This is a genomic window from Bradyrhizobium betae, assembly GCF_008932115.1.
Classification (GTDB): domain Bacteria; phylum Pseudomonadota; class Alphaproteobacteria; order Rhizobiales; family Xanthobacteraceae; genus Bradyrhizobium; species Bradyrhizobium betae.
Window position 1 is genome coordinate 6,543,564 of sequence record NZ_CP044543.1, and the last position, 24,598, is coordinate 6,568,161.

Here is a 24,598-nt window from a genome sequence, read left to right on the forward strand (position 1 = left end):
GATTCCAGGATGAGCACAGAACCGGTGGCGACTGAGGTTGGGCGCGATTTCATTCGCGACATCATCCAGGCAGACCTCGATCAGGCCAAATACAAGGAGATCGTGACCCGGTTCCCGCCGGAGCCGAACGGCTACCTGCATATTGGTCACGCCAAGTCGATCGCGCTCAATTTCGGCATCGCCCAGGAGTTTCCGGGCCGCTGCCATCTGCGCTTCGACGATACCAACCCGGTCAAGGAAGAGCAGGAATATATCGATTCCATCCAGGCCGACGTGCGCTGGCTCGGCTTCGACTGGGGCAAGAACCTGTTCTTCGCCTCGGACTATTTCGATCGTCTGTACGAATGGGCCGAGAAGCTGATCCGCGACGGGCTCGCATATGTCGACGACCAGACCCAGGAGGAGATCCGCACTTCGCGCGGCACGCTGACCGAGCCCGGCAAGAACTCGCCGTTCCGCGACCGCTCCGTGGACGAGAATCTCGACCTGTTCCGCCGCATGAAGGCCGGCGAATTTCCCAACGGCGCGCGCGTGCTGCGGGCGAAGATCGACATGGGTGCGGGCAACATCAATCTGCGAGACCCCGTGCTGTACCGCATCCTGCATGCGCACCATCCGCGCACCGGGACCAAGTGGAGCATCTATCCGAGCTACGATTACGCGCACGGCCAGTCGGACGCCATTGAAGGCATCACGCACTCGATCTGCACGCTGGAGTTCGAGGACCATCGGCCGCTCTACGACTGGTTCATCGAAAAACTGCCGGTGCCGTCGAAGCCACATCAGTACGAATTCGCGCGGCTGAACCTGACCTACACGCTGCTGTCCAAGCGCGTGCTGACCCAGCTCGTGCGCGACGGCCATGTCGCCGGCTGGGATGATCCGCGGATGCCGACCATGGCGGGCATGCGCCGCCGCGGCGTGCCGCCGGCCGCCTTGCGCGAATTCGTCAAGCGCATCGGCGTCGCCAAGGCAAACAGCGTGGTCGATGTCGGCATGCTCGAGTTCTGCATCCGCGAGGAACTGAACCGCACCTCGCAGCGGCGCATGGGCGTGCTGCGGCCGCTCAAGGTGGTGATCGAGAACTATCCGGAAGGGCAGACCGAGGAGCTCGAGGCGATCAACCATCCCGACGATTCCAGTGCGGGCACGCGCAAGATCACCTTCGGCCGAGAACTCTATATCGAGCAGGACGACTTCATGGAGAACCCGCCCAAGAAGTTCTTCCGCCTGTCGCCGGGGAACGAGGTACGGCTGCGCTACGCCTACTTCGTCAAGTGCACCGGCGTGATCAAGAACGATGCGGGCGAGGTGGTGGAGCTGCGCTGCACCTATGATCCCGCGACCAGGGGCGGCAACGCGCCCGACGGCCGCAAGGTCAAGGCGACCATGCACTGGCTGCCGGCGGCAACGTCCAGGCCGGCGGAGATCCGCATCTACAACCAGCTGTTCGCCAATCCGAGCCCGGACGCCTCGAATTTCGCAGCCGACCTCAATCCGCAGTCGCTGGAGATTTTGGCGGACGCCCGGATCGAGGCATCGGTTGCGGAAAGCAATTCGATGGAGCCGATGCAGTTCGAGCGCCAGGGCTATTTCGTGCGCGACAAGGACTCGACGCCGGGCAAGCCGGTGTTCTCGCGCACCATCGGCCTGCGCGACACGTTCGCGAAGGAAGTCGCCAAGGGCTGAGAAGGGCTGAGGGACGACAATGGGCAGTGAAGCCGACGCCATCGTTTCCGCCATCATCGCGAAATGGTGCGCCGGCTTCGCTACGCTCGACGCCGCCGCGCTGTCGTCGCTCTATGCCAAGAATGCCTTCTTCTTCGGCTCCAACCCAAAGCTCTACAGGGGCAAGGAAGGCGTCGCCGACTATTTCAACGGCCTGCCGCGCTGGCGCAAGCCGGGCGCTTTGTTTTCCGAGGTGCAGGCCGCGCAGGCCGGCCCTGATCTGATCAACATGGGCGCGACCATCTCGTTCGATCTTGCCGGCGAACGCCCCGATCTCGTCGTCAAGATGAGCTGGGTCATCATCCGCGAGGACGGCGACTGGAAGATCGTCAATCACCACGCCTCGGCGAAGGCGCCGCTGATCTAGTCGCAACTCCATCGGCATCGTCATTCCGGGATGGCCCGAAGGGCCAGGCCCGGAATCCATAACCCCAGCTGGTGGTTATGGATTCCGGGCTCGCGCCAAGTGGCGCGCCCCGGAATGACAATAGCAGGCAACGAACGCCGCTCCCGTGCGTTGTGTGGGTCCAGAAGAGGATCCCACCATGCAGAACATCGCAGAGCATATGGAAGTCATCGGCGCCGATGGCGTCCACGTCGGCACCGTCGACAAGGTCGAAGGCAACCGCATCAAGCTGACCAAGAAGGACAGCGGCGAGGGCAGCCACAAGGGCCACCATCACTTCATCGACAAGGGCCTCGTCGCCGGTGTCGAGGGCAACAAGGTGCGGCTGTCCGCCAAGGCTGACGTCGCCGTGACGATGGAAGAGGAAAAGTAGGGCTCGCGCCGGCTCGTTCCTGATCCGTACCGCTATTCGCGCGCCTGCACGTTCCGGTAGCCTCTGGCCCCGTCGCGTATCGCAAGGTGCAGGGAATGGCGGAGCCGGGCCGGCCAGTGCGGTCCCAGAGTGTGGCGGGGACTTGGCCCGCCGGCCGACCTGCGTCGGTTGGCGGCCTCGCGCCGGCAGGGTCTGGGCTTTGGCCGGCCATCGTCGAGACGCTGCGCGAATGGGGGCGCGCCGAGGCCGGCGCCGGGCGGCTGTTGCCGTGGGTCCCCATCGCCTTCGGCGGCGGCATTGCGCTGTACTTTGCCGCCGATCATGAGCCCGTGCTTTGGGTCGTTGCCGCGACGGCCATCGCGCTCACGCTTGGGGCGGTTCTGCTGCGACGAAGCCGGCTGTTTGCGCCCGCGATCATGATCGCGGCGGTCGCGGCCGGCTTTGCCGTGGCGACCTGGAAGACGGCGCGCATCGCGCACACCGTGCTGGCGAAACCGCTCTATTCGGTGGCGCTGTCAGGCTTCGTCGAGACCCGCGACATCCGCGAGCGCACCGATCGTTTCGTGCTGCGCGTGACGTCGATGGAGGCGCAGCGGAGCGACGTCAGGCTGGAGCGGGTGCGTCTCTCGGTGCGCAAGGGGACTGCGCCCGAGGTCGGCAGCTTCGTGCAGCTGAAGGCGCGGTTGATGCCGCCGATTTCGCCGGTGCGCCCGGGCAGCTACGATTTCTCCCGCGACATGTTTTTTCAGGGCATAGGCGCGTCCGGCTTCGTGATGGGCGCGATCGCGACCTCGGTGCCGCCGGATGCCGGCGGACTGCGGCTGCGCTATGCCGCGATCATGCAGGGCCTGCGCGACGCGATCGATGCGCGCATTCGGGCCACGCTCGACGGCGACAACCGCGCGATCGCGACCGCGCTGCTGACAGGTCGGCGCGATGCGATCACCACGCCCGTAAACGATGCGATGTTCATCTCGGGGCTCGGTCACGTGCTCTCGATCTCCGGCTACCACATGGCCGTCGTCGCCGGCGTCGTCTTCTTCGCGGTGCGCGCACTGCTCGCGCTCATTCCGGGGCTGGCGGTCGGCTTCGCCATCAAGAAATGGTCGGCGGCAGCCGCACTGGTCGCAGCAGCGTTCTACCTGCTGCTGTCGGGCGCGGAGGTCGCGACGCAGCGCTCGTTCTTCATGACGGCGGTGGTGCTGATCGCGGTGATGGTCGATCGCCGCGCCATCACTTTCCGCACGCTGGCGGTGGCCGCATTGATCGTGCTGGCCGTTGCGCCGGAGGCGCTGGTGCATCCGAGCTTCCAGATGTCGTTCGCGGCAACGCTCGGGCTCGTGGCGCTGGTGCAGATCGGCATGCCGAACCTGTTTGCCTCGCCCGATCATTCGACGACCGCACGCATCGCGATGTGGGGCGGCCGCGAGATCGCGATGCTGTTCCTGGCCTCGCTGATCGCGGGGCTTGCAACCACGCCCTATGCGGCCTTCCACTTCCACCGCGTCACGCCCTACGGCGTGCTCGCCAATCTCGGGGCGATGCCGGTGGTCTCGGCGCTGGTGATGCCGGCGGGACTGCTCGGATTGCTCGCGGCGCCCTTCGGGCTCGACAGCCTGTTCTGGTGGCTGATGGGGATCGGCATCGACTGGATGATCGCGGTGTCGCGCTGGGTGGCGGCGTTGCCGGGCGCGATCGGCCGCATCCCGGCTTTCGGCATCGCGCCGCTGATCGCGGCCAGCCTCGGGATCATTGTGATGGGCCTGCTGCGCACGCCGCTGCGCTGGTCGGGCGGGCTGCTGCTGTTGGCCGCGATCGCCTGGGGGCTATCCGCCCGGCAACCCGACATTCTCATCGCTGGTGACGGCCAGAGCGTTGCTGTGCGGGGCAGGGACGGGCAGCTGCATCTGATGAGAACCAGCAAGGACAGTTTTCTGCTGAAGGAGTGGCTGGCGGCCGACGCCGATCCGCGCGGCGCCGGCAGCGCCTCGCTTGGCGACGGCGCGTCCTGCGACGAGTCGGGTTGCGTGACGCCGCTTGCCGACGGGCGCCTGGTCGCGCTGGCTTTGCGCATCGATGCACTGGCGGACGATTGCAGCCGCGCCGCGCTGGTGGTGACGGCGCGGCGGGCGCCGCCGGATTGCGCGGCGATGGTGGTCGACCGGCAGCGTCTTTCGGCCCAGGGCGCGCTTGCACTGACACAGCGAGGGGATGGTTTTGCGGTTCAGGCGATGAAGGCGAGGGGCACTGACCGCCCGTGGTCGCCGGCGACCGCCGGTGAGGCTGATTTCGGCGCGAGCCTCGCACCGCAGGCGGCCGCTCCCCGCAACCGGGACGCGACACCGTCCGAGGCGGACATGCAGGCCGAGGATTGAGCGGGCCGGCTAGAGGTACCAGGCCAGCACGGCTTCGAGCCCGGCGTTCCCGATCACCGGCAGGGCCACCAACTGGCTCAATCCGGCTGCGCGAGCTTGAGCTGCCGCGATCGAGCCGTCATGCGCCAGATCATCGTTGAGCGCGGGCATGCCGGTGGCCCAGGCGCCGCCGATGCTGCCGTCGCCCCTGGCGATGGGTTTATCTGCATAGAGCGCGGCGAGGTCGGTCTGCGCGCTGCAATCGCCGGCGCGAAACACCAGCGCCGAGCGGGCCTCGTTCGGGACCCAGATCTCGAAGCGTCGCGCGATTGGCGTGGCCTGCGCCGAGAGGAAGGTCAGGACCCAGGTGTGGCCGGTGCCGGTCCGGTAGGGCACGCCGACGCCGAGATTGATCCCGACCTTGGCGGCGTCATCCCAGCGCAGGAAGCTCCTGGCGTCGTGCAGATCCTTGATGATCAGCGGCAGGCCGGCTTTCCAGGTGCGGCCGGGCAGGCCGAAGCCGCGCGGAAACTTGGTGTGGCGCGAGTTGAATTCGAACATCTCCGCCGCGCCGTAATAGCCGTCGACCAGCCCCATCTCGTGGGACACCTCGGCATCGTTGTGCCAAAGCTCGATCGCGCCGACATGCGCCTCGTCGTCGCCGCAGAACAGCACCATCACCGCTTGCAGGAATTCGCCGGCGTATACCGGCACCGCCACGCCGCAGGTCAGGCCGGCCGCCAGCGCCTGATCGGTCCGCTTGAAATAGGAGTTGGCGAATTTGGTGAGGATCACGGGATGGCCGCAGGCCCAGGCCTTGCCGGGAAGGCCCTCGTCATATCCGAAGCGCAAATCTTCGCTGGCGGCCTTGAACGCTGACAGCCCCTCGCTGTAGAGGCCGCCGCCGAATTCCAGCCGCGTCCGCGTCCGGTCGGGCACCCAGAGTTCAACGACGCGAATGAAGGTCTTCATCGAACGTGTCCGCCGCCAAGAGCCAAGACACCAGCCAAGACGCCAACCGGGACAGCATCGGCCATTTGCTTGCGGAACGGACGTTCAAAATTCAGGCAGGACCGCGCAAACTTCGTGCGGCGGGGAGGGATGGTGGGCTGGCTTCGCCGCCTCGGGTTTTGGAGACACAAACCATTCTGTGTCGCCGGCCTCGGCCGGCGATGGGAATTTCCATCCTGTGTCCCGACCCGAAGGGAAGGCCGGGGATCGCTGCGTCAGCCGATCGGCAAGCGGGTGATGCTCTGTCGGCCGTCGGCGCTGGACTGCGGCCTGCCCTCGCCAAGGGGCTGTGTCACCGGCAGTTGCAGCACGGTCGCGTGCTGGCCTTCGACGAGCTGTGTCACCAGCACGTATTTGCCGTCGGGGAATTCGATCGCGTCATGATGACGGTCGGGAATGTGCGGATCGATCTTGCCGAACTTGCCGACGCGGGAGTTGACGCTACGCGTCCAGATCCAGCGATTGTCGTAGCGGACGTTGTCGGCGAAGGCGAGCTCCGTTCCCGGCAACAGGCAGACCGCAACGGCCGGATCTGCTGCGGAGGCAAAGCCGCGCGTCGAGGTGCCGCGGAAGGTTGTCGAGACGATCGTCTCGCCGACTTCCGCGGGACGCGATGCGACGGCATGCAGGCTGTAGTCACACATCGGGGGGCTCCTCATGCGAGATAGCGGCCCGCGCCTCTTCTGAGGCACAGGCCTCTATCAGAGTGGAAGCACCAAGCGTCTGCCCGGTTGTAGGCAAATCTGCGGCTCGCCGCCGCAGTCTGCGATCACATTATCTTTTTCCGGATGCACCGGACCAATGCCTGCTTCCGTGCATAAGGGCCGCGCGTGTCAGCGGCCAGCAGGTGCCGACCAGCCGGAATATTGCCAGCCCGGTTGCGAGGGCTGCTCGACCGCGTTGTGGGCATTGCGGATTGGCTGGCTGGCCACCGTCTCCTTGCGGATCGGGTGCTGTGCCTGTGCGGCAAAGGCCTGCGACGCTGATGCTGCGATCAGCGCCGCCGCGATCGTGCTTGAGATGATCTTGCGCATGGCTTCTCCTCGAACCTGAGGCCGCAAAGCAACGTTGCTTCGTGCGGCGTGTCGAGGATGTAGCGCTGGAAGAGGGGCCGGATAATCTGCGCGAAACCAGAAAGACTATCCAGCGGGAGCGGACAATCGTCCGCTCCAATCGTTCAACGCGCGGCCGTCGATCGGCAGTCGCGCGACAGGCTCAGGACTCGCTCAGTACTTGCGATAGAGCCCGATCAGCTTGCCCTGGATCTTCACCCGGTTGGGCGGCAGGATGCGCACTTCATAGGCCGCATTGGCGGGCTCGAGAGCGATCGAGGCGCCGCGGCGGCGGAAGCGCTTGAGCGTCGCTTCCTCGTCGTCGATCAATGCCACGACGATATCGCCGGTGTCGGCGCTCTCGTTGCGCTGGATCAGCGCCATGTCGCCGTCGAGGATGCCAGCCTCGACCATGGAATCGCCGCGCACTTCCAGCGCGTAATGTTCGCCCGAGCCGAGCATGTCAGGCGGTACGCTGATGGTGTGGCTGCGCGTCTGCAAAGCCTCGATCGGCGTGCCGGCTGCAATCCGGCCCATCACGGGCACGGCGACGGGGCGCTCGCCCTCATCCGCGGATGCGCTTGAGGTGGTGCGCACCTTGCCGAGATTGCCCTCGATGACGCTCGGCGTGAAGCCGCGGCGGCTGCCGGCGGCGGCCTGAAGCTCGGGCAGCTTGATCACCTCGATGGCGCGGGCGCGGTTCGGCAGCCGGCGGATGAAGCCGCGCTCCTCGAGCGCGGTGATCAGGCGATGGATGCCTGATTTCGAGCGCAGATCGAGCGCGTCCTTCATCTCGTCGAAGGAGGGCGGCACGCCGCTTTCCTTCAGCCGTTCGCTGATGAATCGCAGAAGCTCGTATTGTTTGCGCGTTAACATCTCGACCAAAATCCCCCGGTTGATGTCGTCCGATTCCGAGACGCTGAATTCAGCAGTAAGTCGCTACATGCTCGAAACAAATCATGAACGGACACTATATGTTCGATACATGTTCCGCAACTGCTTAATTTACCGTGAACGCTGCAAAGTTCGCGGAACGCATGCGAACGAGGCGGTCAGACGGGCAGTCGCAGCACCTCGCAAGGCGTGCCGGATTCGGCCTTCGCCGCGAACGGCGCTCGCACGAGAAGTGCCTGTGCCGCAGCGAGATTCGAAAGCAGCGAGGAATCCTGGTGATTGACGGGAATGGCAGCGAGCGTGCCGTCGTCACGCAACTCGAGGCGTGCGCGCAGATAATCCTCGCGCTGGTCATTGGCGCCGATGTCGCGGCCGAGCACCGCGCGCTCGCGGCGATGATGAATCACCGAACGGCCCGACAGCGCACGAATCAGCGGCACCATGAACAGGAAGCCGCAAACGTAGGATGACACGGGATTGCCGGGCAGGCCGATCACGCGCATCGACCCGAGCCGCCCGTTCATCATCGGCTTGCCCGGCCGCATCGCGATCTTCCAGAACGCCATCGAGACGCCTTCGTCCCGCAGCGCCTGCTGGACCAGATCATGGTCGCCGACCGAGGCACCGCCGGTCGTGATCAGGATATCGGCGCCACTCTCGCGGGCACGCCGGATGCCGGCTGTGGTTGCTGCAAGCGTGTCGGCGGCAATACCGAGGTCGATGGTGTCGGCGCCCTCGCTGCGGGCGAGCGCGTGCAGGGCGTAGCCGTTGGAATAGACGATCTGGCCGGGACCCGGCGTGCTGCCCGGCATCACCAGCTCGTCGCCGGTGGCGAGGATGGCGACCTTCGGACGGCGGCGGACGGGCAAATGCGGGTGATTCATGCCGGCGGCGAGCGCGAGGTCGCGCTCGGTGAGGCGGGCTCCCTGGTGCAACAGCACGTCGCCTTCCGAGAAGTCGACGCCAGCGGGCCGGATGTGACGCCCGATCATGGCTGCTTCCTTGATCGTGACGCGCTTGCCCTCGGCAACCGTATCCTCCTGGATCACGACGGCGTCGGCGCCATCAGGAACGACGCCCCCGGTGAATATCCGCACCGCTTCGCCGGCGCTGACCGTTCCTGCAAACGGGCGGCCCGCCGCGACCTCGCCGATCACGGTCAGTTGGGAATCGATCCCGGCCGCATCGGCCGCGCGCACCGCATAGCCGTCCATCGCCGACATCGCCTGCGGCGGCTGCGTCCGCCGCGCCGCGACATCGCGCGCGAGCACACGGTGAAAGGCCTGGTCGAGCGCGATCGTTTCTTCAGGCAGCGGCTCTGTACCCGCGAGCACCGCGGCAAGCGCGTCAGAAACCGGCATGAGGGCCACGAGTGAAAACTCCAGCTACGCCCGCTTGGGCAAATCAGCGGCGAGAGTTCTAACCGAGCGCGGGCGCGGAGGCAAAGTAGCGACGAGCAGGATGAAATATCCTGCTTCAGCATTTACTGTTAGCGAGGAAGCGTCAGATCCGCCTCGGCATGATCCCGAAGGCGAGACAGACCGGCACGGGAATAGCCGCGGCAAGGACGAGAACGACGAGCGCCACGGCCAGCATCGGTCACGTCCCCGGCTGCTTGACCGGACTGACATCCGGCGCTGCGGCGCCCTGGTCCCTGTCGGGCATCGGATCGGCCTGGGATTTCAGGTCGGCGGCTTTGCTGATCAGTTTTGCGGAAAGGTCAGAATCCGAGGTGGTTCTGGCGAATTTCATCAGCAGGGAGGCCTGCTTGGTGAGGTAGGTTTTGCCCAGCACGATGATACGTCCGATGTAGAATTCCCAACGGAGTCATGAGTCCGGAAGCGGGCATTCGTTCCCGGAACTGCGTATAAAATTGCACAAAGTGTTTTGGTTCCTCATGCCCGGCCAAAATTGTTCCGGGACTTGGCCGTTGGTCCAGCTGTCAGATGCCGAGTGCCCTCAGCGCATTCCCGACATCGGTCGGCGAGGTCACGTGCACGGCGGTCAGGCCGCATGCCCGCGCTCCCTCGATGTTCTCGGCAAGATCGTCGAAGAACACGATCCGGTTCGCCGGCACGCCCATCGCCGCCACGACATGGTCGAAGGCCTCCGCATCCGGCTTGCGCAGGCCGATACTGGACGACAGGTACACATCGCGGAAGTGGTCGAGCAGGCCGGCATACTCTTTCGAGAAATAGTCCACATGCGGCCGGTTGGTATTGGAGAAGGCGTAGAGCGGCATCCGCTTCGCCGCGCGCGGCAACAGCTCGGCGATGTCAGGCATCTCGCCCGCGAAGATCGCGTTCCAGCCCTCCAGGAACTGCGCATCGGAGATGCCGATCCCGAGCGAGGTGCGCAGCGAGGCGAAGTAGTCCTCGTCGCTGATCTTGCCGACCTCGTGCAGCCGGTAGGCCTCGTCGCGCACATAGCGCGCGACGATGGCTTCGGGCCGACAGCCGGCATGTCCCGCCCAGCAGGCGATCGCCTTGGAGAAGTCGATGTCGAGCACCACGCGCCCGAGGTCGAACAGAAGCGCGTCCGCGCTGCCGGGAGAGAGCGAGCTCACCTGCATCCTTTCTTCAGTAGCGATACGGGTCGTGGTCGAACAGCGGGAACGCGCTGAACACGCTCGGTGCATTGGTTGCGGTGGCCTGGTGCAGGCAGGACTTGTCGACTTCGGCGAACGAGGTGGCGCCGAGCAGGCCGAGGCAGCGCAGCACCTCGTCCTCCAGCAGCTCCAGCATCCGCGTCACGCCGGCCTCGCCCGCCGCGGCCAGCGCCCAGCATTGCAGCCGGCCGATGCCCACCATGTCGGCGCCGGCGGCGATCGCCTTGACGATGTCGGTGCCACGGCAGAAGCCGCCGTCGACCATGATTTTGGCGCGGCCCTTCACGGCATCGACGATCTCGGGGAGCACGTGCATGGCGCCGCGGCCGTGATCGAGCTGGCGGCCGCCATGGTTGGAGACGTAGATCCACTCGACGCCATGATCGACCGCGATCTGTGCGTCCTCGGCGGTCGCGATGCCCTTGAGGATCAGCGGTATTTTGAATTTGTCCTTGACCATCTTCACGGTCCACCACTCCAGGCCCTTCTGGTAGTCGCCGCCGGTGGCGCGCAGGCGGCTTTCGCGAACATAGCGCTTGGCGATGTCACGTTCGCGACGGCTGTAATGGGCGGTGTCAACGGTGAGGCAGAAGGCGGCGTAGCCGTTCTTCTCGCTCCGGCTGACCACATCGGCAACGAAGGCGTCGTCGCCGCGCACATAGAGCTGGTAGAGCCGCAGCGCGTCGGGGGCGGCTTCGGCGGTCTTCTCGAGGCCGGGCTCGGACACCGAGCTCAGCATGTGCGCCGCACCGAAGGTGCCGGCGGCGCGCGCAACGCTTGCCGCGCCGTCCGGATCGAAGATCTCGAGCGCGCCGACGGGGGCGAGTACCACCGGCAGCCGCATCCTGCGGCCGAACTGTTCGACCGAGCCGTCGACCTTGCGGACGTCGCGCAGCACGCGCGGTCGGAAGGCGATCTCGTCCAGCGCCATGCGATTGCGGCGCATCGTGGTCTCGGTCTCGGCGGCGCCGACGATATAGTCCCAGGCATTCTGGTTGAGGTTGGCGCGCGCCTTGCGGATGAATTCGTGCAGGTTCTGGAACGGCTCGTTGCTGGAGCCGAGCTCGACGTTCCTCTCCTGCCGGATGCGGGGCGCGTCATTCATTTGTTGTCCTCCCGAGAATTTGAAGTCTTATTGTCATCGCCTATCGTGTCCGGCCTTCCAAAACCATCCTAAAATCGCATAGCTGCGAGGCGCGGCCGGCCGATTCCCGCTTTGCGCGAAACAGCCTGCAAATGTTGCCAAAAGTTTAGGTCCGGGCGAAGGGATTTTTGCGCTGTACTGGCCTGCGTGTCGGGCCGGCCTTGAAGAAACCAGAATGGTATTGTGAGAGACGGGTTGGATCGCCATTTGCATGGCGGCTTAACAGCCCCAAGTGAACTGCCCCAGAACCGCGAAGCAAAAAGGCTACCTGACCCATGCGGAAATCCCTGCTGTTCCCCCTGGGGGCGCTCACCGGAGCGTGCCTGACCCTTCTGGTAGCCAGCCCGCACGGCGGCGTCTGGGCGGCACGGGCGGCGGCAAGCGCGGATGATGCCTATTCCCAGCTGAATCTGTTCGGCGAGGTGTTCGAGCGGGTGAAGGCGAGCTACGTCGAGAAGCCCGACAATGCCAAGCTGATCGAGGGCGCCATCACCGGCATGGTGACCTCGCTCGATCCGCATTCGCGCTACATGAACGACAAGGCCTGGACCGAGATGCAGGAGACCACCTCCGGCGAATTCGGCGGGCTCGGCATCGAGGTCACGATGGAAGAGGGCTTGGTCAAGGTCGTCTCGCCGATCGACGACACGCCGGCCTCCAAGGCCGGCATCATGTCCGGCGACCTCATCAGCAAGATCGACGGCGATGCCGTGCAGGGCATGACGCTCGAGCAAGCGGTCAACAAGATGAAGGGTCCGGTCGACACCCAGACCAAGCTCACCATCGTGCGCAAGGGCGCCGACGCCCCGCTCGATGTCGCGATCAAGCGCGAGATCATCCATGTGCGTCCGGTCCGCTTCCACGTCGAGAACGGCGACATCGGCTATATCCGTGTCAGCTCGTTCAACGAGCAGACCACCGACGGCCTGAAGAAGGCGATCGCCGCGATCTCCAAGGACATTCCGCAAGAGAAGCTGGTCGGCTACGTGATGGACCTGCGCAACAATCCGGGCGGGCTGCTCGATCAGGCCGTGTCGGTGTCGAGCGCGTTCCTGCAGCGCGGCGAGGTCGTCTCGACCCGCGGCCGCAATCCGGAAGAGACCCAGCGCTTTACCGCGCATGGCGGCGATCTCATCAAGGGCAAGCCGCTGGTGGTGCTGGTCAATGGCGGCTCGGCCTCGGCTTCGGAGATCGTGGCCGGCGCGCTGCATGATCACAAGCGCGCCACCATCATCGGCACGCGCTCGTTCGGCAAGGGCTCGGTGCAGACCATCATTCCGCTCGGCACCGGCAACGGCGCGCTGGCGCTGACCACGGCGCGCTATTACACGCCGTCGGGCCGTTCGATCCAGGCCCAGGGCATCGCGCCCGACATCGAGATCCTCCAGGACGTGCCGCCCGAGCTGAAGGGCCGGATGGACACGATGGCGGAGTCGCAGATGCGCGGCCACCTGCAGGCCGCCGACGGCACCGAGCAGACCGGATCGCAGTCTTACGTCCCGCCGGAAGAGAAGGACGACAAGGCCTTGCACGCGGCTTACGACTTCCTGAACGGCGTCACCGCGAACGCGGTCGCGGCGAAGCCAGCGCCGAAGGCGGCTGTGCCGAACTAGCTGATCGCCTGTCGTAGGGTGGGCAAAGGCGCGTAAGCGGCGTGCCCACCATTCGACACGGGCGACGAGAAAGCCGGTGGGCACGCCTTCGCTTTGCCCACCCTACGAACCATCCACTTGCGAACAAGTGAGCTTGCTAACCCGCCTCGCGGCGGCGGCTTTCCGCGCCGTCGCGCTGGGCGAGGCGGCTGCGATGCAGCGCGAACAGCTCCATCACCTTGTCGGCCGGCTTTGCGGCGCTGAACAGATAGCCCTGCATCTCCGAGCAGCCGAGCGTCCGCAACAGGCGCTGCTGCTCCTCGGTCTCGACACCCTCGGCCGTGGTGGTCATGCGGCGGGCGGCCGCGAGGTTGACGACGGCCTGCACGATGCTGGCGGAGCCGTCGGGGCCGGCGATGTCGTTGACGAAGCAGCGGTCGATCTTGATCTTGTCGAACGGGAAGCGGTGCAGATAGCTCAGCGAGGAGTAGCCGGTGCCGAAATCGTCGAGCGCGATGCGCACGCCGATGGCGCGGAGCTGATGCAGGATCGCAAGCGCGGTGTCGTCGTCGCGGATCAGCACGGCTTCGGTGATCTCGAGCTCGAGCCGGCTCGCGGGCAGATTGGAGCAGGCCAGCGCCGACATGATCTTCAGGGCCAGCGTGCCGCTCTTGAACTGCACCGGCGAGACGTTGACGGCGAGGCGGATGTCGTCGGGCCAGGCGGCCGCATCGCGGCAGGCGGTTGCCAGCACCCACTCGCCGATCTCGTTGATCAGGCCGGTGTCTTCGGCGATCGGGATGAATTCCGCGGGCGAGACCATGCCGCGCTCGGGATGGCGCCAGCGCACCAGCGCCTCGCAGCCGGTGATGCGGTCGTCCTTCAGGCTGAGGCAGGGCTGGTAGTAGACTTCGAGGCCGCCTTCGAGCCCGCCTTGGGCGATGGCGTGGCGCAGGTCGATCTCCAGCTGCCGCCGCTCGCGGACCTTGGCGTCCATCTCCGGCTCGAAGAACCGGTAGGTGCGGCGTCCGGCGGCTTTGGCGGCATACATCGCCATGTCAGCGTTCTTCAGGATCTGGTCCAGCGCCGTCCCGTGGCCCGGCGCCAGCGCGATGCCGATGCTGGCATCGGTGGTGAGATGATGGCCCATGCAGTCGAACGGCGTACGGATCGCCTCGAACACCCGCGCAACGAGATCGTTGACCCGGTCCAGTGATGTCACCGCGCCCTGGACGATGGCGAATTCGTCGCCGCCGAGCCGCGCCACGAAATCCGCCGGGCCTGCGCACCGGCTCAGGCTCATTGCGACCGACTTCAGGAGCTCGTCGCCGACGAGGTGGCCGAGCGCGTCGTTGACGCCCTTGAATTCGTCGATGTCGATGTAGTGCACCGCGAGCTCTTCGCCGTCGACGAGGGTGGCGAGCTCCTCGCGCAGATGTTCGTGGAACATGGTGCGGTTGGGCAGGTCGGTCAGCGCATCGTAATGGGCCAGATGGGTGATGCGCTCCTCGATGCGCCGGCGCTCGGTGATGTCCTCATGCGTCGCCACCCAGCCGCCGTCCGCGAGCGGCTCGTTGAGGATATGGATCGAACGGCCGTCGGCGGTGTCCACCACCATGGAGTTGCGCACATGGATGTCGCGCAGCACGCGGGCGACGTAGTCGTCGGTGTCTCCGGTGAACGAGCCGGTCGCCTTGCGATGGGCGATGATGTCGTGGAAGCTGCAGCCGGGCTTCACCACGTCGGCCGACAGGCCGTACATTTCGATGTAGCGCTGGTTGCACACCACGAGCCGCTGCTCGGCGTCGAACAGCAGCAGGCCCTGGGTCATGTTGTTGACGGCGCGGTCGAGACGCAGCTTTTCCAGCGTCAGCCGTTCGCGGGAGGCGCGATGCTGCTCCAGCAGCTTGCGGACGACCGCGATCAGCACGCCTGCGATGGCGAGCGCGGATGCGCCGGCAACCGAGATCAGGATGCCGATCTGTTCACGCCAGTCCATCAGCGCCGCGGCGCGCGTCGTCGTGGCCATCATCAGGATCGGGAAATGGGGCAGGGCGCGGGCCGAGATCAGCCGGTCCTCGCCATCGACGGGGCTCATGAAGCGGCCGGCGAAATGGTCGAGGCCGAAAACCCGCTGCTGCTCGAACGGACCGTTCCTGAAATTGCGCCCCATCAGCTCGCTGGAATGGGGATAGCGTGCAAGCAGCGTACCGTCACGATGCAGCATCGAGATCGTGGCGCCTTCGCCGAGCATGACGGACTCGAAGAATTTCTCGAAATTCGCCGGCTCGATTCCGCGCCCGACGACGCCCATGAATTCGCCGCCCGGTCCCACGATCTTGCGGACGATCAGGATCGTCCAAGCCCCGGAAATGCGGCTGTGCACCGGCTCGATCAGGACGTCGGGCGCATTGGGGTCATAGCGAAAGGTGCGGAAGTAGGCGCGGTCGGCGACGTTGACCTTCGGCGCCGGCCATGTCGTCGACGAGTTGACCACGTTGCCTTCGGCATCGACGACATTGACGCCGCCCATGTAGGGCAGCGCCTCGATCTTCGCGCGCAGCATCCGGTGGATGTCCTGACCGGCGAGACGCTTGCGATAATCCTCCGCGGTGCTGATGCCGGCGGCGCGGACGTGGTCGACGAAATCCTTCTGGATGACCGCGAAATCCTGCAATTGCTGATCGAAATGATGAGCAAGCAGCAGCACGGTGTTCTCGAGCTCGCGCTCGCTGTTGCGCAGAGCGCGCTCGCGGAAATTCTGCGCCATCAGGACCGAGCCGATGGCGATGGCCGCGATCAGCAGCGTGCCGCCCACCACAAGCCAGCGGATCGGGCCGCTGCGCGCGAAGGCCTGGTCAAAAAGGCGGCTGCCGTAGTTCGTCATGATAAGGATCGCTGCCGTGCACACGTCAGGATCAGTTCTTGATCCCCGGAACATCCGTTGGTTTACGGACACGATGTGGAGGCGAAGTTAGCAAGTGCGGTTAACGCGACATGAAATGCCGTGCGCAAATGCGATCGATGCGCGGGACGTCGCTGCAACGACTGCGCTGTTCAGGCGCGGTAGTGGCCGGACTTGCCGCCGAGCTTCTCGACGAGGTGGATGCCCTCGATACGCACGCCGCGCTCCACCGCCTTGATCATGTCGTAGATGGTGAGGCAGGCGACCGTAACGGCCGTGAGTGCCTCCATCTCGACGCCGGTCGGTCCGCTCACCTTCACGCTGGCGCGGACGAGGCAGCCCGGCAGCCTTGCGTCCGGCTCGATATCGACCGTGACCTTCGACAGTGCGAGCGGATGGCAGAGCGGGATCAGCTCCGAGGTGCGCTTGGCGGCCATGATGCCGGCGATGCGTGCCGTGCCGAGCACGTCGCCCTTCTTGGCATTGCCCGACACGATGAGGTCAAGCGTCGCCCTGGTCATGACGACGCGGCCTTCGGCGACCGCAAGCCGCTCGGTCGCCGGCTTGTCCGAAACGTCCACCATACGCGCCTCTCCGGAGGCGCCGATATGGGTGAGCGCAGGGCCGGCCTTTGTCTTCGGCTTTGTTGTTCTGGCCTTTACCGGCTTGCGCGCCATGTCAGCGCGTGCCAGTGGCGCGAGCGGTCTCGCGCGTAAGCAGCGTGCGCGTGGCGGCAGTGACGTCGGCCTGCCGCATCAGGCTTTCGCCGACCAGGAAGGTCGACATGCCGACGCGCTCGAGCCGGGCGAGGTCGGCGGGCGTGAAGATGCCGCTCTCGCCGACCATCAGCCGTTCCGCGGGGATCAGCGGCGCCAGCGCTTCACTGGTCGCGAGCGTAGTCTCGAAGGTGCGCAGATTGCGGTTGTTGACGCCGATCATCGGTGAACGCAGTTTGAGCGCGCGGTCGAGCTCGGCGCGGTCGTGGATCTCGATCAGGACGTCCATGCCGTAGGCCAGCGCGGCGTCCTCGAGATCTTTGGCAACTGCATCGTCGAGCGCGGCCATGATGATCAGGATGCAGTCCGCGCCATGTGCGCGCGCCTCGACCACCTGATAGGTGTCGAACATGAAATCCTTGCGCAGCACCGGCAGCGACGTCGCCGCGCGCGCCGCCACCATGAAGTCGAGATGCCCCTGGAACGAGGGCGTGTCGGTCAGCACCGACAGACATGCTGCACCGCCGGCCTCATAGGCCTTGGCAAGCAGAGGCGGATCGAAATCGGCGCGGATCAGCCCCTTCGACGGTGAGGCCTTCTTCACCTCTGCGATCAGGGCGTAATCACCGTTGGCGTGCTTGGCCCTGATCGCGCGCACGAAGCCGCGCGGCGCGGCTTGCGCCTTGGCCTTCGCCTCGACCGCCGACAGCGGCAGCGCACGCTTGGCGGCGGCGATTTCCTCGCGCTTGTACGCTTCGATCTTGGTCAGGATGTCCGACATGTCAGGCTCAGCCGTTCGAGACCGCGATCAGATGTTTCAGCCGTGCACTCGCCGCGCCGCTGTCGAGTGACTTCGTGCCGATGGCGACGCCTTCCTTGAGGTCCTTGGCGCGTCCCGCCACGATCAGTGCGGCGGCCGCGTTGATCAGCGCCACATCGCGATAGGGGCTCGGCTTGCCGTCGAGCACGCCCTGCAGTGCGATCGCGTTGGCGTCGGCGTCGCCGCCCTTCAGTGCGCCGGGCTCGCAGCGCGGCAGCCCCGCTTCCTCGGGGGTCACCTCGAAATTCCGGATCTCGCCATTGTGGAGCGCGGAGACGAAGGTCGGGCCGGTGAGGGTAATCTCGTCGAGCCCGTCGGAGCCGTGCACCACCCAGGCGGATTCCGAGCCGAGGTTCTTGAGCACTTGGGCCAGCGGCTGAACCCATTGCCGCGAGAACACGCCGACCATCTGCCGCTTCACGCCGGCAGGGTTCGACAGCGGGCCGAGCAGGTTGAAGATGGTCCGCGTCGCGAGCTCGACCCGGGTCGGGCCGACGTTCTTCATGGCGGGATGGTGGGCGGGGGCGAACATGAAGCCGATGCCGCATTCGCGCACGCAGCGGCCGACCTGATCGGGCCTGAGGTCGATCTTGACCCCGAGCGACGCCAGCACGTCGGCGGCGCCCGAGCGCGACGACAGCGCGCGGTTGCCGTGCTTGGCCACCGGCACGCCGGCGCCCGAGACGATGAAGGAGGCGCAGGTCGAGACGTTGACCGAGCCGGAGCCGTCGCCGCCGGTGCCGACGATGTCGACGGCATCGGGCGGCGCCGTCACCGTCAGCATCTTGGAGCGCATCGCCGAGACCGCGCCGGTGATCTCCTCCACGGTCTCGCCGCGCACCCGCAGCGCCATCAGGAGGCCGCCCATCTGCGAGGGGGTGGCCTCGCCGGACATCATGGCGTCGAAGGCGGAGGCCGCTTCGTCACGCGACAGGCTGGCGCCGGTCGCCACTTTTCCAATGATCGATTTCAGGTCGTCCATCGCGTGCTTTCAACTCACTGGTTCGCGCCGGTCACCTGCGCGAAGGCGGCCTGATTAATGGTGGTCCCGATGTCGGTTTGAAGCTTGTTGACATAGGAAGCGACCTGCTCGTCGGTGAGCGCCCGGTCGAGGCTGTCCTTCAGCTTCTTCGCCGCCTCGGAAGCGGCATCGGCCGCGGGATCGACGATGTCGGTGACGCGGAAGACGACGACTTCGCCGCCGCCCGCGGCGGTCTGTCCAACGCCGTCCTTGGCGGTGCGGAACGCGGCCGACACGACGGTCGCGGGCACGCCGGCGGGCGAGTCGTCACGCTTGAAGCCGCTGGCGGTCTCGACCTTGGCGCCGACCGCGGCGGCTTCGTCGGCGAGCTTGCCGCCCTGTTCGAGCTTCTGCACCATCTCGGTCGCCTTGGCCTTCAGCTTGGCGGCGATCTGGTCCTGGCGCCAGCGCGCCTCGACCTGGTCGCGGACCTCGTCGAGGTTGCGATCGCGCGAGGGCGTGATGGCGAGCACGTCGTACCAGACGTAGCCGCCCTTGAACGAGATCGAGTCGTTGTCGACGCCGACATCGGTGTTGAAGGCCTGCGACACCACATCGAGGCCCTGCGGGATGTTGGCGACCGGCTGGCCGTTCGGCGCGCGGCCGGAGCGGTCGACGGCATCGAGGGTCACGGCGGTAAGGCCAAGCTTCTGCGCCGCGTCGATCACGCTGGAGCCGCCGCCGCGCTCGTCTTCCATCTTGTCGCGGAGATCGGCGACCTTGACGCGCGCCCGTTCGGTGGCGATCTCGCGCTTGATGTCACCGGCAAGGCTCGCATAGTTCGCCTCATTGCCCGGCTCGATCTTGTCGACCTTGACGATGGACGTGCCGAGGCGGCCCTGGATCGGTTGGCTGATCTCGCCGGCGGGGAGCGCGAAAGCCGCATCGCCGACCGCGGGGTCGAGCGAGGATTTGGTCACCAGCCCAAGGTCGACGTCGGAGGCAGTCAGCCCGCGCTCCTTGCCGAGGTCCTCGAACGAGGTGCCACCGGCGAGGCGCTCGCGTGCTGTCGCAGCTTCAGCGGGGGTGGGGAACACGATCTGGTGGATCTGGCGCTTCTCCGGCGTGCCGAGCCGGTCCTTGCGCTGCTCGAACACCTTCTTGGCGTCCTCGTCCGAGACGTCGCTCCATTTGCCGATCTCTTCCGGCGAGACCACGACGAAGGAGATCTTGCGATATTCGGGCGCGCGGAACTGGACCTTATGATCCTCGAAGTAAGCGGCGAGCGCCTCGGGCGAGGGGGCGTCGATGGCGCCGGCCTGCGCGGCGTCGAGCTTGACGAATTCGACCGCGCGCTGCTCGTTCTGGAAGCGCGTCAGCACGTCCAGCATGGCCTTCGGCGGCTCGAGGCCGGCGCCGATCGTGCCGGTGATCTGGCGGCGCAGCGACACCTTCCGCTGCTCGGAGACGTAGCGCTGCTCGGTGTAGCCGAAATTGCGGATCACCGCCTGGAATCGGTTCGCATCGAAATTGCCGCTGACACCCTTGAAGTTGGGGTCGCTCATGATGAACTGGCGGATCTGCTCGTCGGACTGGCCGAGCCCGAGCCGGCGCGCTTCTTCATCGAGCGCGGCTTCCGCGATGGTCTGCTGCAGCACCTGACGGTCGAGGCCGAAGGAACGGGCCTGGTCGGGCGTCAGCGGCCGGCCGACCTGGCGGCTGATCTGCTGCAGGCGGTCGGTGTAGATCTGGCGGAACTCGTTCAGCGAAATCTCGGTGCCGCCCACCTTGGCCACCGTGGACTGCCCGAACCCCTTGAAGATGTCGGCGATGCCCCAAACGCCGAAACTGATGATCAACACGCCCATCACGATGGCCATGATGGTCTTGCCGACCCAGTTTGATGAGGCCTTGCGCATTCCTCGAAGCATTTGGTCCAACTTGTTTGGCAGAAAGGGGAACGGGAGCGCGTCTTAATGCAGATTCCGCAAAAGCGCGTCACCAAATTGATCAATCATCATAAAGTGGCGGCTTTCCCCCCGCAACCTCAGGTCACGTGGCCGCTTTAAGCTGCGGTAAAAGGCCCCAAAGCGTTTTTCAGCGAAGTGGACCCCGGTTCGCGACAGGAAAACGCGTCAAAACAAGAATCTGGAACTGCCGCGGCAGCTCTGCTAGCGCATGCACAAACCTCATTTCGCTGGAAATTGACATGACCGACGCCATCCGACCGCTGATTGCCGGCAATTGGAAAATGAACGGCCTGAAGGGCTCGGCTGCCGAATTTGACGCCATGCTCAACGGTGCGGCAGACGTGGCCGGGAAGGCCGATCTCCTGGTCTGCCCGCCGGCGACCCTGATCGCGGCCTTCGCCGACCGGGCACATGGCCGAAAGGTCGCGGTGGGCGCGCAGGATTGCCATCCCAAAGCCTCCGGCGCCCATACCGGCGATGTCGCCGCCGAAATGCTGGTGGATGCGGGCGCGACCGCCATCATCGTCGGCCATTCCGAGCGCCGCGCCGACCATGGCGAGGGCGATGCCCTTGTCAGGCAGAAGGCCGAGGCCGCCTGGCGCGCCGGGGTCATTGCGATCGTCTGCATCGGCGAGACGCAGGGCCAGCGCGATGCCGGCCAGACCCTGGACATCCTGCGGGGCCAGCTCGACGGCTCGCTACCGGACGGCTCGACCGCCGCCAACCTGGTCGTGGCCTATGAGCCGGTTTGGGCGATCGGTACGGGTCTCACCCCCACGGCCCAGGATGTTGAGCAAATTCATGGCTTTATACGGGAGTTCCTGACCTCCCGGTTCAAGGCCGACGGCGCCAGGATGCGAATCCTTTATGGCGGCTCGGTCAAGCCCTCCAATGCGGCCGAGCTGATGGCGGTCAAGAACGTCAACGGCGCCCTGGTCGGTGGCGCCAGCCTGAAGGCGGCCGATTTCCTTGCGATTGCGAAGGGCTGCCCCTAGCTAATTCAAACCGTTGGTTATTCGAAGCGGGGTGTTGGCCGATCGGGGGTGGCAATGCCGTTTCCGATCGTGTAACACCGCGCAACTTCAGGAAAACCCGCGAAGCGCGATCGGCCGCCGTCAGGCGCCGCCCGCTTGTGACGGAAGGGCACTATGCAGACTGTTGTCATCGTCATCCACCTCATGATCGTCGCCGTCATGATCGGCGCCGTCCTGCTCCAGAAGTCGGAAGGCGGCGGCCTCGGCATGGGCGGAGGCGCGGGCTTCATGTCGAGCCGAGGTACTGCGAACCTCTTGTCGCGAACCACCGCGATCCTCGCCGCGGGCTTCTTCCTCACCAGCCTGTTCCTGTCCTGGCACGCCGGGTATAGCCGCGCGCCGTCGTCGATCATCGGCGCGCCTGCGTCGCAGACCCAGCCGGCCGGTGGCGGGCCGATCGCGCCGCCGACGTCGGGCGGCATCCTCGATTCGCTGAAGAAGGCCGATGAGCAGCAGCAGGCCCCGGCACCGAGCGGCCCGCAAGTGCCCCGTTCGCAATAAAGCAGGGGGCCATGCAGGGCGACTGCTACCGTCCTGCATCAACAATCCCCATCAAGGCTCTGTCACCACTCTTAGTTCTGGCTCACCCACAGGCCCGCAGAATCTTTCGGGCGGAATACGAATCGCTTTGGCGAATCGAATTCGAGGGATTAGAGGTTAAGCCCCATGGCGCGGTACATATTCATCACCGGCGGCGTGGTTTCTTCGCTCGGCAAGGGTTTGGCTTCAGCGGCACTCGGTGCCCTGCTGCAGGCCCGGGGCTACAAGGTCCGCCTCCGCAAGCTCGACCCCTATCTCAACCTCGATCCCGGGACGATGTCGCCGTATCAGCACGGCGAAGTGTTCGTGACCGATGACGGCGCGGAGACCGATCTCGATCTCGGTCACTACGAGCGCTTCACCGGGCGGCCTGCGACCAAGCAGGACAACATCACCACGGGACGCATCTACCAGGACATCATCTCCAAGGAGCGCCGCGGCGATTATCTCGGCGCGACCATCCAGGTGGTTCCGCACGTCACCAACGCCATCAAGGAATTCGTCCTCTCCGGCAATGACGATTACGACTTCGTGCTGGTCGAGATCGGCGGCACCGTCGGCGATATCGAGGGCCTGCCGTTCTTCGAGGCGATCCGCCAGCTCAAGAACGAGCTGCCGCGCGACCACGCCATCTACATCCATCTCACGCTGCTGCCGTACATCCCGAGCGCCGGCGAGCTGAAGACGAAGCCGACGCAGCACTCGGTGAAGGAGCTGCGCTCGATCGGCATCCAGCCGGACATCCTGCTTTGCCGCACCGATCGCGAGATTCCAAAGGAAGAGCGGCGCAAGCTGGGGCTGTTCTGCAACGTGCGCGAGAGCGCCGTGATCGAAGCGCGCGATGCCGACAGCATCTACGCGGTGCCGGAAGCCTATCACGTCGCGGGTCTGGATGACGAAGTGCTCGCGGCCTTCGGCATCGAATCGCGAATCCCGCCGGTGCTCAAGAGCTGGCAGCAGATCAACGAGCGCATTCGCAATCCCGAGGGCGACGTCACCATCGCCATCGTCGGCAAGTACACCGGCATGAAGGATGCGTACAAGTCGTTGATCGAGGCGCTCTCGCATGGCGGCATCGCCAACAAGGTGAAGGTCAATCTCGACTGGATCGAGAGCGAGATCTTCGAGAAGGAAGATCCAGCTCCGTTCCTCGAGCACGTCAACGGCATCCTGGTGCCCGGCGGCTTTGGCCAGCGCGGTGCGGAAGGCAAGATCCGCGCGGCGCAATTCGCCCGTGAGCGCGACGTGCCGTATTTCGGCATCTGCTTCGGCATGCAGATGGCGGTGATCGAGGCCGCGCGAAATCTCGTCGGCATCGAGGAGGCCAACTCGACCGAATTCGGCCCGACCAAGGAGCCCTTGGTCGGCCTGATGACGGAGTGGCTCCGCGGCAACGAACTCGAGAAGCGCTCGCAGGCCGGCGATCTCGGCGGCACGATGCGCCTCGGCGCGTATCCCGCGGCGCTGAGCCGCGGCAGCCGCGTTTCCGAGGTCTATGGCGGCGCGACCGAGATTTCCGAGCGTCACCGCCACCGCTACGAGGTCAACACCGCCTACAAGGACCGCCTCGAGCAGCACGGGCTGAAGTTCTCCGGCCTGTCGCCCGACGGCGTCCTGCCTGAAATCGTCGAGTACGAGGATCACCCCTGGTTCATCGGCGTCCAGTTCCACCCCGAGCTGAAGTCGCGCCCCTTCGAGCCGCATCCGCTGTTCGCCTCGTTCATCCAGGCGGCGATGGTGCAGAGCCGGCTGGTGTAAGGCCCCAGTGCACTGTTCAGGCTAGACCCGCGAAAGCATCGGCTCTGGCTCGATCGGCGTTGAGGCATCGGGCGCCGGCGATCTGGTGGCGAGCTTCATCTGTGGCCGTCGCGTCAACTTGTAGACGGCAGCAGGCGGCACATTGAGAATGGCGCGGTCCACGAGCGTTGCGCGCAGGCCCAGCCGGTCGAGTACGGGCCGCGGGACTGGGCAGCTCATGCCGTAGGTGAACTGGTAGAAGGCGCCGCCGGGGCGGACATAGCTGAACGCGCCACCGATAATCGAGACGACCTTGCGCGTCGACATGTTCAGCAGCGGCAGGCCGCTGACGACGGCGCCAACGGGTGCGCCGTCGTAGAGGCGCTCCGTCGTCAACCGCCCCGCATCCATCCACAAGACGCGCGCATTGGGAAAGCGCATCTGCAGGATTTTCATGAAGTCGGAGCCGTATTCGATCAGCGTGAGGTCCTGCTGGCGGACGCCGCGCTTGAGGAGCTTGTAGGTAAAGGCGCCGGTGCCGGGGCCGAGCTCGAGAATTGGGCCGGTCGACGCGGTGATCTCGCGGGTGATGAGATCGGCCAGCGCCGCGCCCGACGGAGCGATCGCGCCGACCCGGCGCGGGGCCGACATCCAGGACAGGAAGAAGGACAGGAAATCGTTGGGCATGTGCACTCCGGCATCTTGGTTGCGCCTCGCGGATCAGAGGTGAGGCGGTCGAAGAGTCGCCGGAGT

At 65.7% G+C, this 24,598-nt stretch carries 22 protein-coding genes; 8 read left to right on the top strand and 14 right to left on the bottom strand.

Annotated features, from left to right (window positions below; all coding sequences use genetic code 11):
- The first annotated feature begins 9 nt into the window (after positions 1 to 9).
- From F8237_RS31530 to F8237_RS31545, 4 genes are all read left to right on the top strand, one after another.
- The gene (locus F8237_RS31530; protein ID WP_151649986.1) at positions 10 to 1,689 is read left to right on the top strand and encodes a glutamine--tRNA ligase/YqeY domain fusion protein; all 1,680 of its coding nucleotides are present in this window, start codon (positions 10 to 12) and stop codon (positions 1,687 to 1,689) included.
- A gap of 19 nt (positions 1,690 to 1,708) precedes the next feature.
- A complete protein-coding gene (locus F8237_RS31535) occupies positions 1,709 to 2,095 on the top strand; it encodes a YybH family protein (RefSeq protein WP_151649987.1) in 387 nt (128 codons plus the stop codon).
- A gap of 178 nt (positions 2,096 to 2,273) precedes the next feature.
- Positions 2,274 to 2,507, top strand: a complete 234-nt coding sequence (locus F8237_RS31540; protein ID WP_015685840.1) for a DUF2171 domain-containing protein — start codon at positions 2,274 to 2,276, stop codon at positions 2,505 to 2,507.
- A gap of 95 nt (positions 2,508 to 2,602) precedes the next feature.
- Positions 2,603 to 4,882: a ComEC/Rec2 family competence protein gene (locus F8237_RS31545; protein ID WP_162006293.1), complete on the top strand. Its 2,280-nt coding sequence runs from the start codon at positions 2,603 to 2,605 to the stop codon at positions 4,880 to 4,882.
- A 9-nt stretch (positions 4,883 to 4,891) separates the two neighbouring features.
- On the opposite strand, the gene F8237_RS31550 is transcribed toward F8237_RS31545, so the two are convergent.
- The 8 genes from F8237_RS31550 to F8237_RS31585 form a co-directional block, all read right to left on the bottom strand.
- Entirely contained in the window at positions 4,892 to 5,833 is a 942-nt protein-coding gene (locus tag F8237_RS31550) for a GAF domain-containing protein (RefSeq protein ID WP_151649989.1), read from the bottom strand.
- Positions 5,834 to 6,087: 254 nt separating this feature from the next.
- Positions 6,088 to 6,516 carry a hypothetical protein gene (locus tag F8237_RS36155; protein ID WP_162006294.1) on the bottom strand — a complete coding sequence of 143 codons (429 nt, stop codon included), beginning with the start codon at positions 6,514 to 6,516 and terminating at the stop codon, positions 6,088 to 6,090.
- Positions 6,517 to 6,705: 189 nt separating this feature from the next.
- On the bottom strand, positions 6,706 to 6,906 hold the full coding sequence (locus F8237_RS31560; protein ID WP_151649990.1) for a hypothetical protein: 201 nt from the start codon (positions 6,904 to 6,906) through the stop codon (positions 6,706 to 6,708).
- Positions 6,907 to 7,098: 192 nt separating this feature from the next.
- Entirely contained in the window at positions 7,099 to 7,800 is a 702-nt protein-coding gene (gene lexA / locus F8237_RS31565) for a transcriptional repressor LexA (protein ID WP_151649991.1), read from the bottom strand.
- A gap of 176 nt (positions 7,801 to 7,976) precedes the next feature.
- On the bottom strand, positions 7,977 to 9,188 hold the full coding sequence (locus tag F8237_RS31570) for a molybdopterin molybdotransferase MoeA (protein WP_151649992.1): 1,212 nt from the start codon (positions 9,186 to 9,188) through the stop codon (positions 7,977 to 7,979).
- A 229-nt stretch (positions 9,189 to 9,417) separates the two neighbouring features.
- Positions 9,418 to 9,612 carry a hypothetical protein gene (locus F8237_RS31575; protein ID WP_151649993.1) on the bottom strand — a complete coding sequence of 65 codons (195 nt, stop codon included), beginning with the start codon at positions 9,610 to 9,612 and terminating at the stop codon, positions 9,418 to 9,420.
- 148 nt (positions 9,613 to 9,760) lie between these two features.
- Positions 9,761 to 10,390, bottom strand: a complete 630-nt coding sequence (locus tag F8237_RS31580) for an HAD family hydrolase (protein ID WP_162006295.1) — start codon at positions 10,388 to 10,390, stop codon at positions 9,761 to 9,763.
- Positions 10,391 to 10,397: 7 nt separating this feature from the next.
- Complete coding sequence (locus tag F8237_RS31585) at positions 10,398 to 11,531, bottom strand: alpha-hydroxy acid oxidase (RefSeq protein WP_151649995.1); 1,134 nt, start codon at positions 11,529 to 11,531, stop codon at positions 10,398 to 10,400.
- A 314-nt stretch (positions 11,532 to 11,845) separates the two neighbouring features.
- On the opposite strand from F8237_RS31585, the gene F8237_RS31590 reads away from it, so the two are divergent.
- Complete coding sequence (locus F8237_RS31590; RefSeq protein ID WP_151649996.1) at positions 11,846 to 13,183, top strand: S41 family peptidase; 1,338 nt, start codon at positions 11,846 to 11,848, stop codon at positions 13,181 to 13,183.
- Between the two features lie 136 nt (positions 13,184 to 13,319).
- On the opposite strand, the gene F8237_RS31595 is transcribed toward F8237_RS31590, so the two are convergent.
- The 5 genes from F8237_RS31595 to F8237_RS31615 form a co-directional block, all read right to left on the bottom strand.
- Positions 13,320 to 16,052: a bifunctional diguanylate cyclase/phosphodiesterase gene (locus F8237_RS31595; RefSeq protein ID WP_162006434.1), complete on the bottom strand. Its 2,733-nt coding sequence runs from the start codon at positions 16,050 to 16,052 to the stop codon at positions 13,320 to 13,322.
- 167 nt (positions 16,053 to 16,219) lie between these two features.
- The gene (moaC, locus tag F8237_RS31600; RefSeq protein ID WP_151649998.1) at positions 16,220 to 16,744 is read right to left on the bottom strand and encodes a cyclic pyranopterin monophosphate synthase MoaC; all 525 of its coding nucleotides are present in this window, start codon (positions 16,742 to 16,744) and stop codon (positions 16,220 to 16,222) included.
- Position 16,745: 1 nt separating this feature from the next.
- Positions 16,746 to 17,564: an indole-3-glycerol phosphate synthase TrpC gene (trpC, locus tag F8237_RS31605; protein ID WP_151649999.1), complete on the bottom strand. Its 819-nt coding sequence runs from the start codon at positions 17,562 to 17,564 to the stop codon at positions 16,746 to 16,748.
- Positions 17,565 to 17,571: 7 nt separating this feature from the next.
- On the bottom strand, positions 17,572 to 18,585 hold the full coding sequence (trpD, locus tag F8237_RS31610) for an anthranilate phosphoribosyltransferase (RefSeq protein ID WP_151650000.1): 1,014 nt from the start codon (positions 18,583 to 18,585) through the stop codon (positions 17,572 to 17,574).
- 14 nt (positions 18,586 to 18,599) lie between these two features.
- Positions 18,600 to 20,495: a SurA N-terminal domain-containing protein gene (locus F8237_RS31615; protein ID WP_151650001.1), complete on the bottom strand. Its 1,896-nt coding sequence runs from the start codon at positions 20,493 to 20,495 to the stop codon at positions 18,600 to 18,602.
- Positions 20,496 to 20,773: 278 nt separating this feature from the next.
- Here F8237_RS31615 and tpiA point away from each other — a divergent pair, with 278 nt between their 5' ends.
- The 3 genes from tpiA (at position 20,774) to F8237_RS31630 (ending at position 23,866) form a co-directional block, all read left to right on the top strand.
- Entirely contained in the window at positions 20,774 to 21,529 is a 756-nt protein-coding gene (tpiA, locus tag F8237_RS31620) for a triose-phosphate isomerase (RefSeq protein ID WP_151650002.1), read from the top strand.
- 153 nt (positions 21,530 to 21,682) lie between these two features.
- Positions 21,683 to 22,069 carry a preprotein translocase subunit SecG gene (secG, locus tag F8237_RS31625; protein WP_151650003.1) on the top strand — a complete coding sequence of 129 codons (387 nt, stop codon included), beginning with the start codon at positions 21,683 to 21,685 and terminating at the stop codon, positions 22,067 to 22,069.
- A 165-nt stretch (positions 22,070 to 22,234) separates the two neighbouring features.
- On the top strand, positions 22,235 to 23,866 hold the full coding sequence (locus tag F8237_RS31630; RefSeq protein WP_151650004.1) for a CTP synthase: 1,632 nt from the start codon (positions 22,235 to 22,237) through the stop codon (positions 23,864 to 23,866).
- A gap of 21 nt (positions 23,867 to 23,887) precedes the next feature.
- Here F8237_RS31630 and F8237_RS31635 read toward each other — a convergent pair whose 3' ends face one another.
- Positions 23,888 to 24,532, bottom strand: coding sequence for a class I SAM-dependent methyltransferase (locus F8237_RS31635; protein ID WP_162006296.1), 645 nt, complete (start codon positions 24,530 to 24,532; stop codon positions 23,888 to 23,890).
- Positions 24,533 to 24,598: the final 66 nt, after the last annotated feature.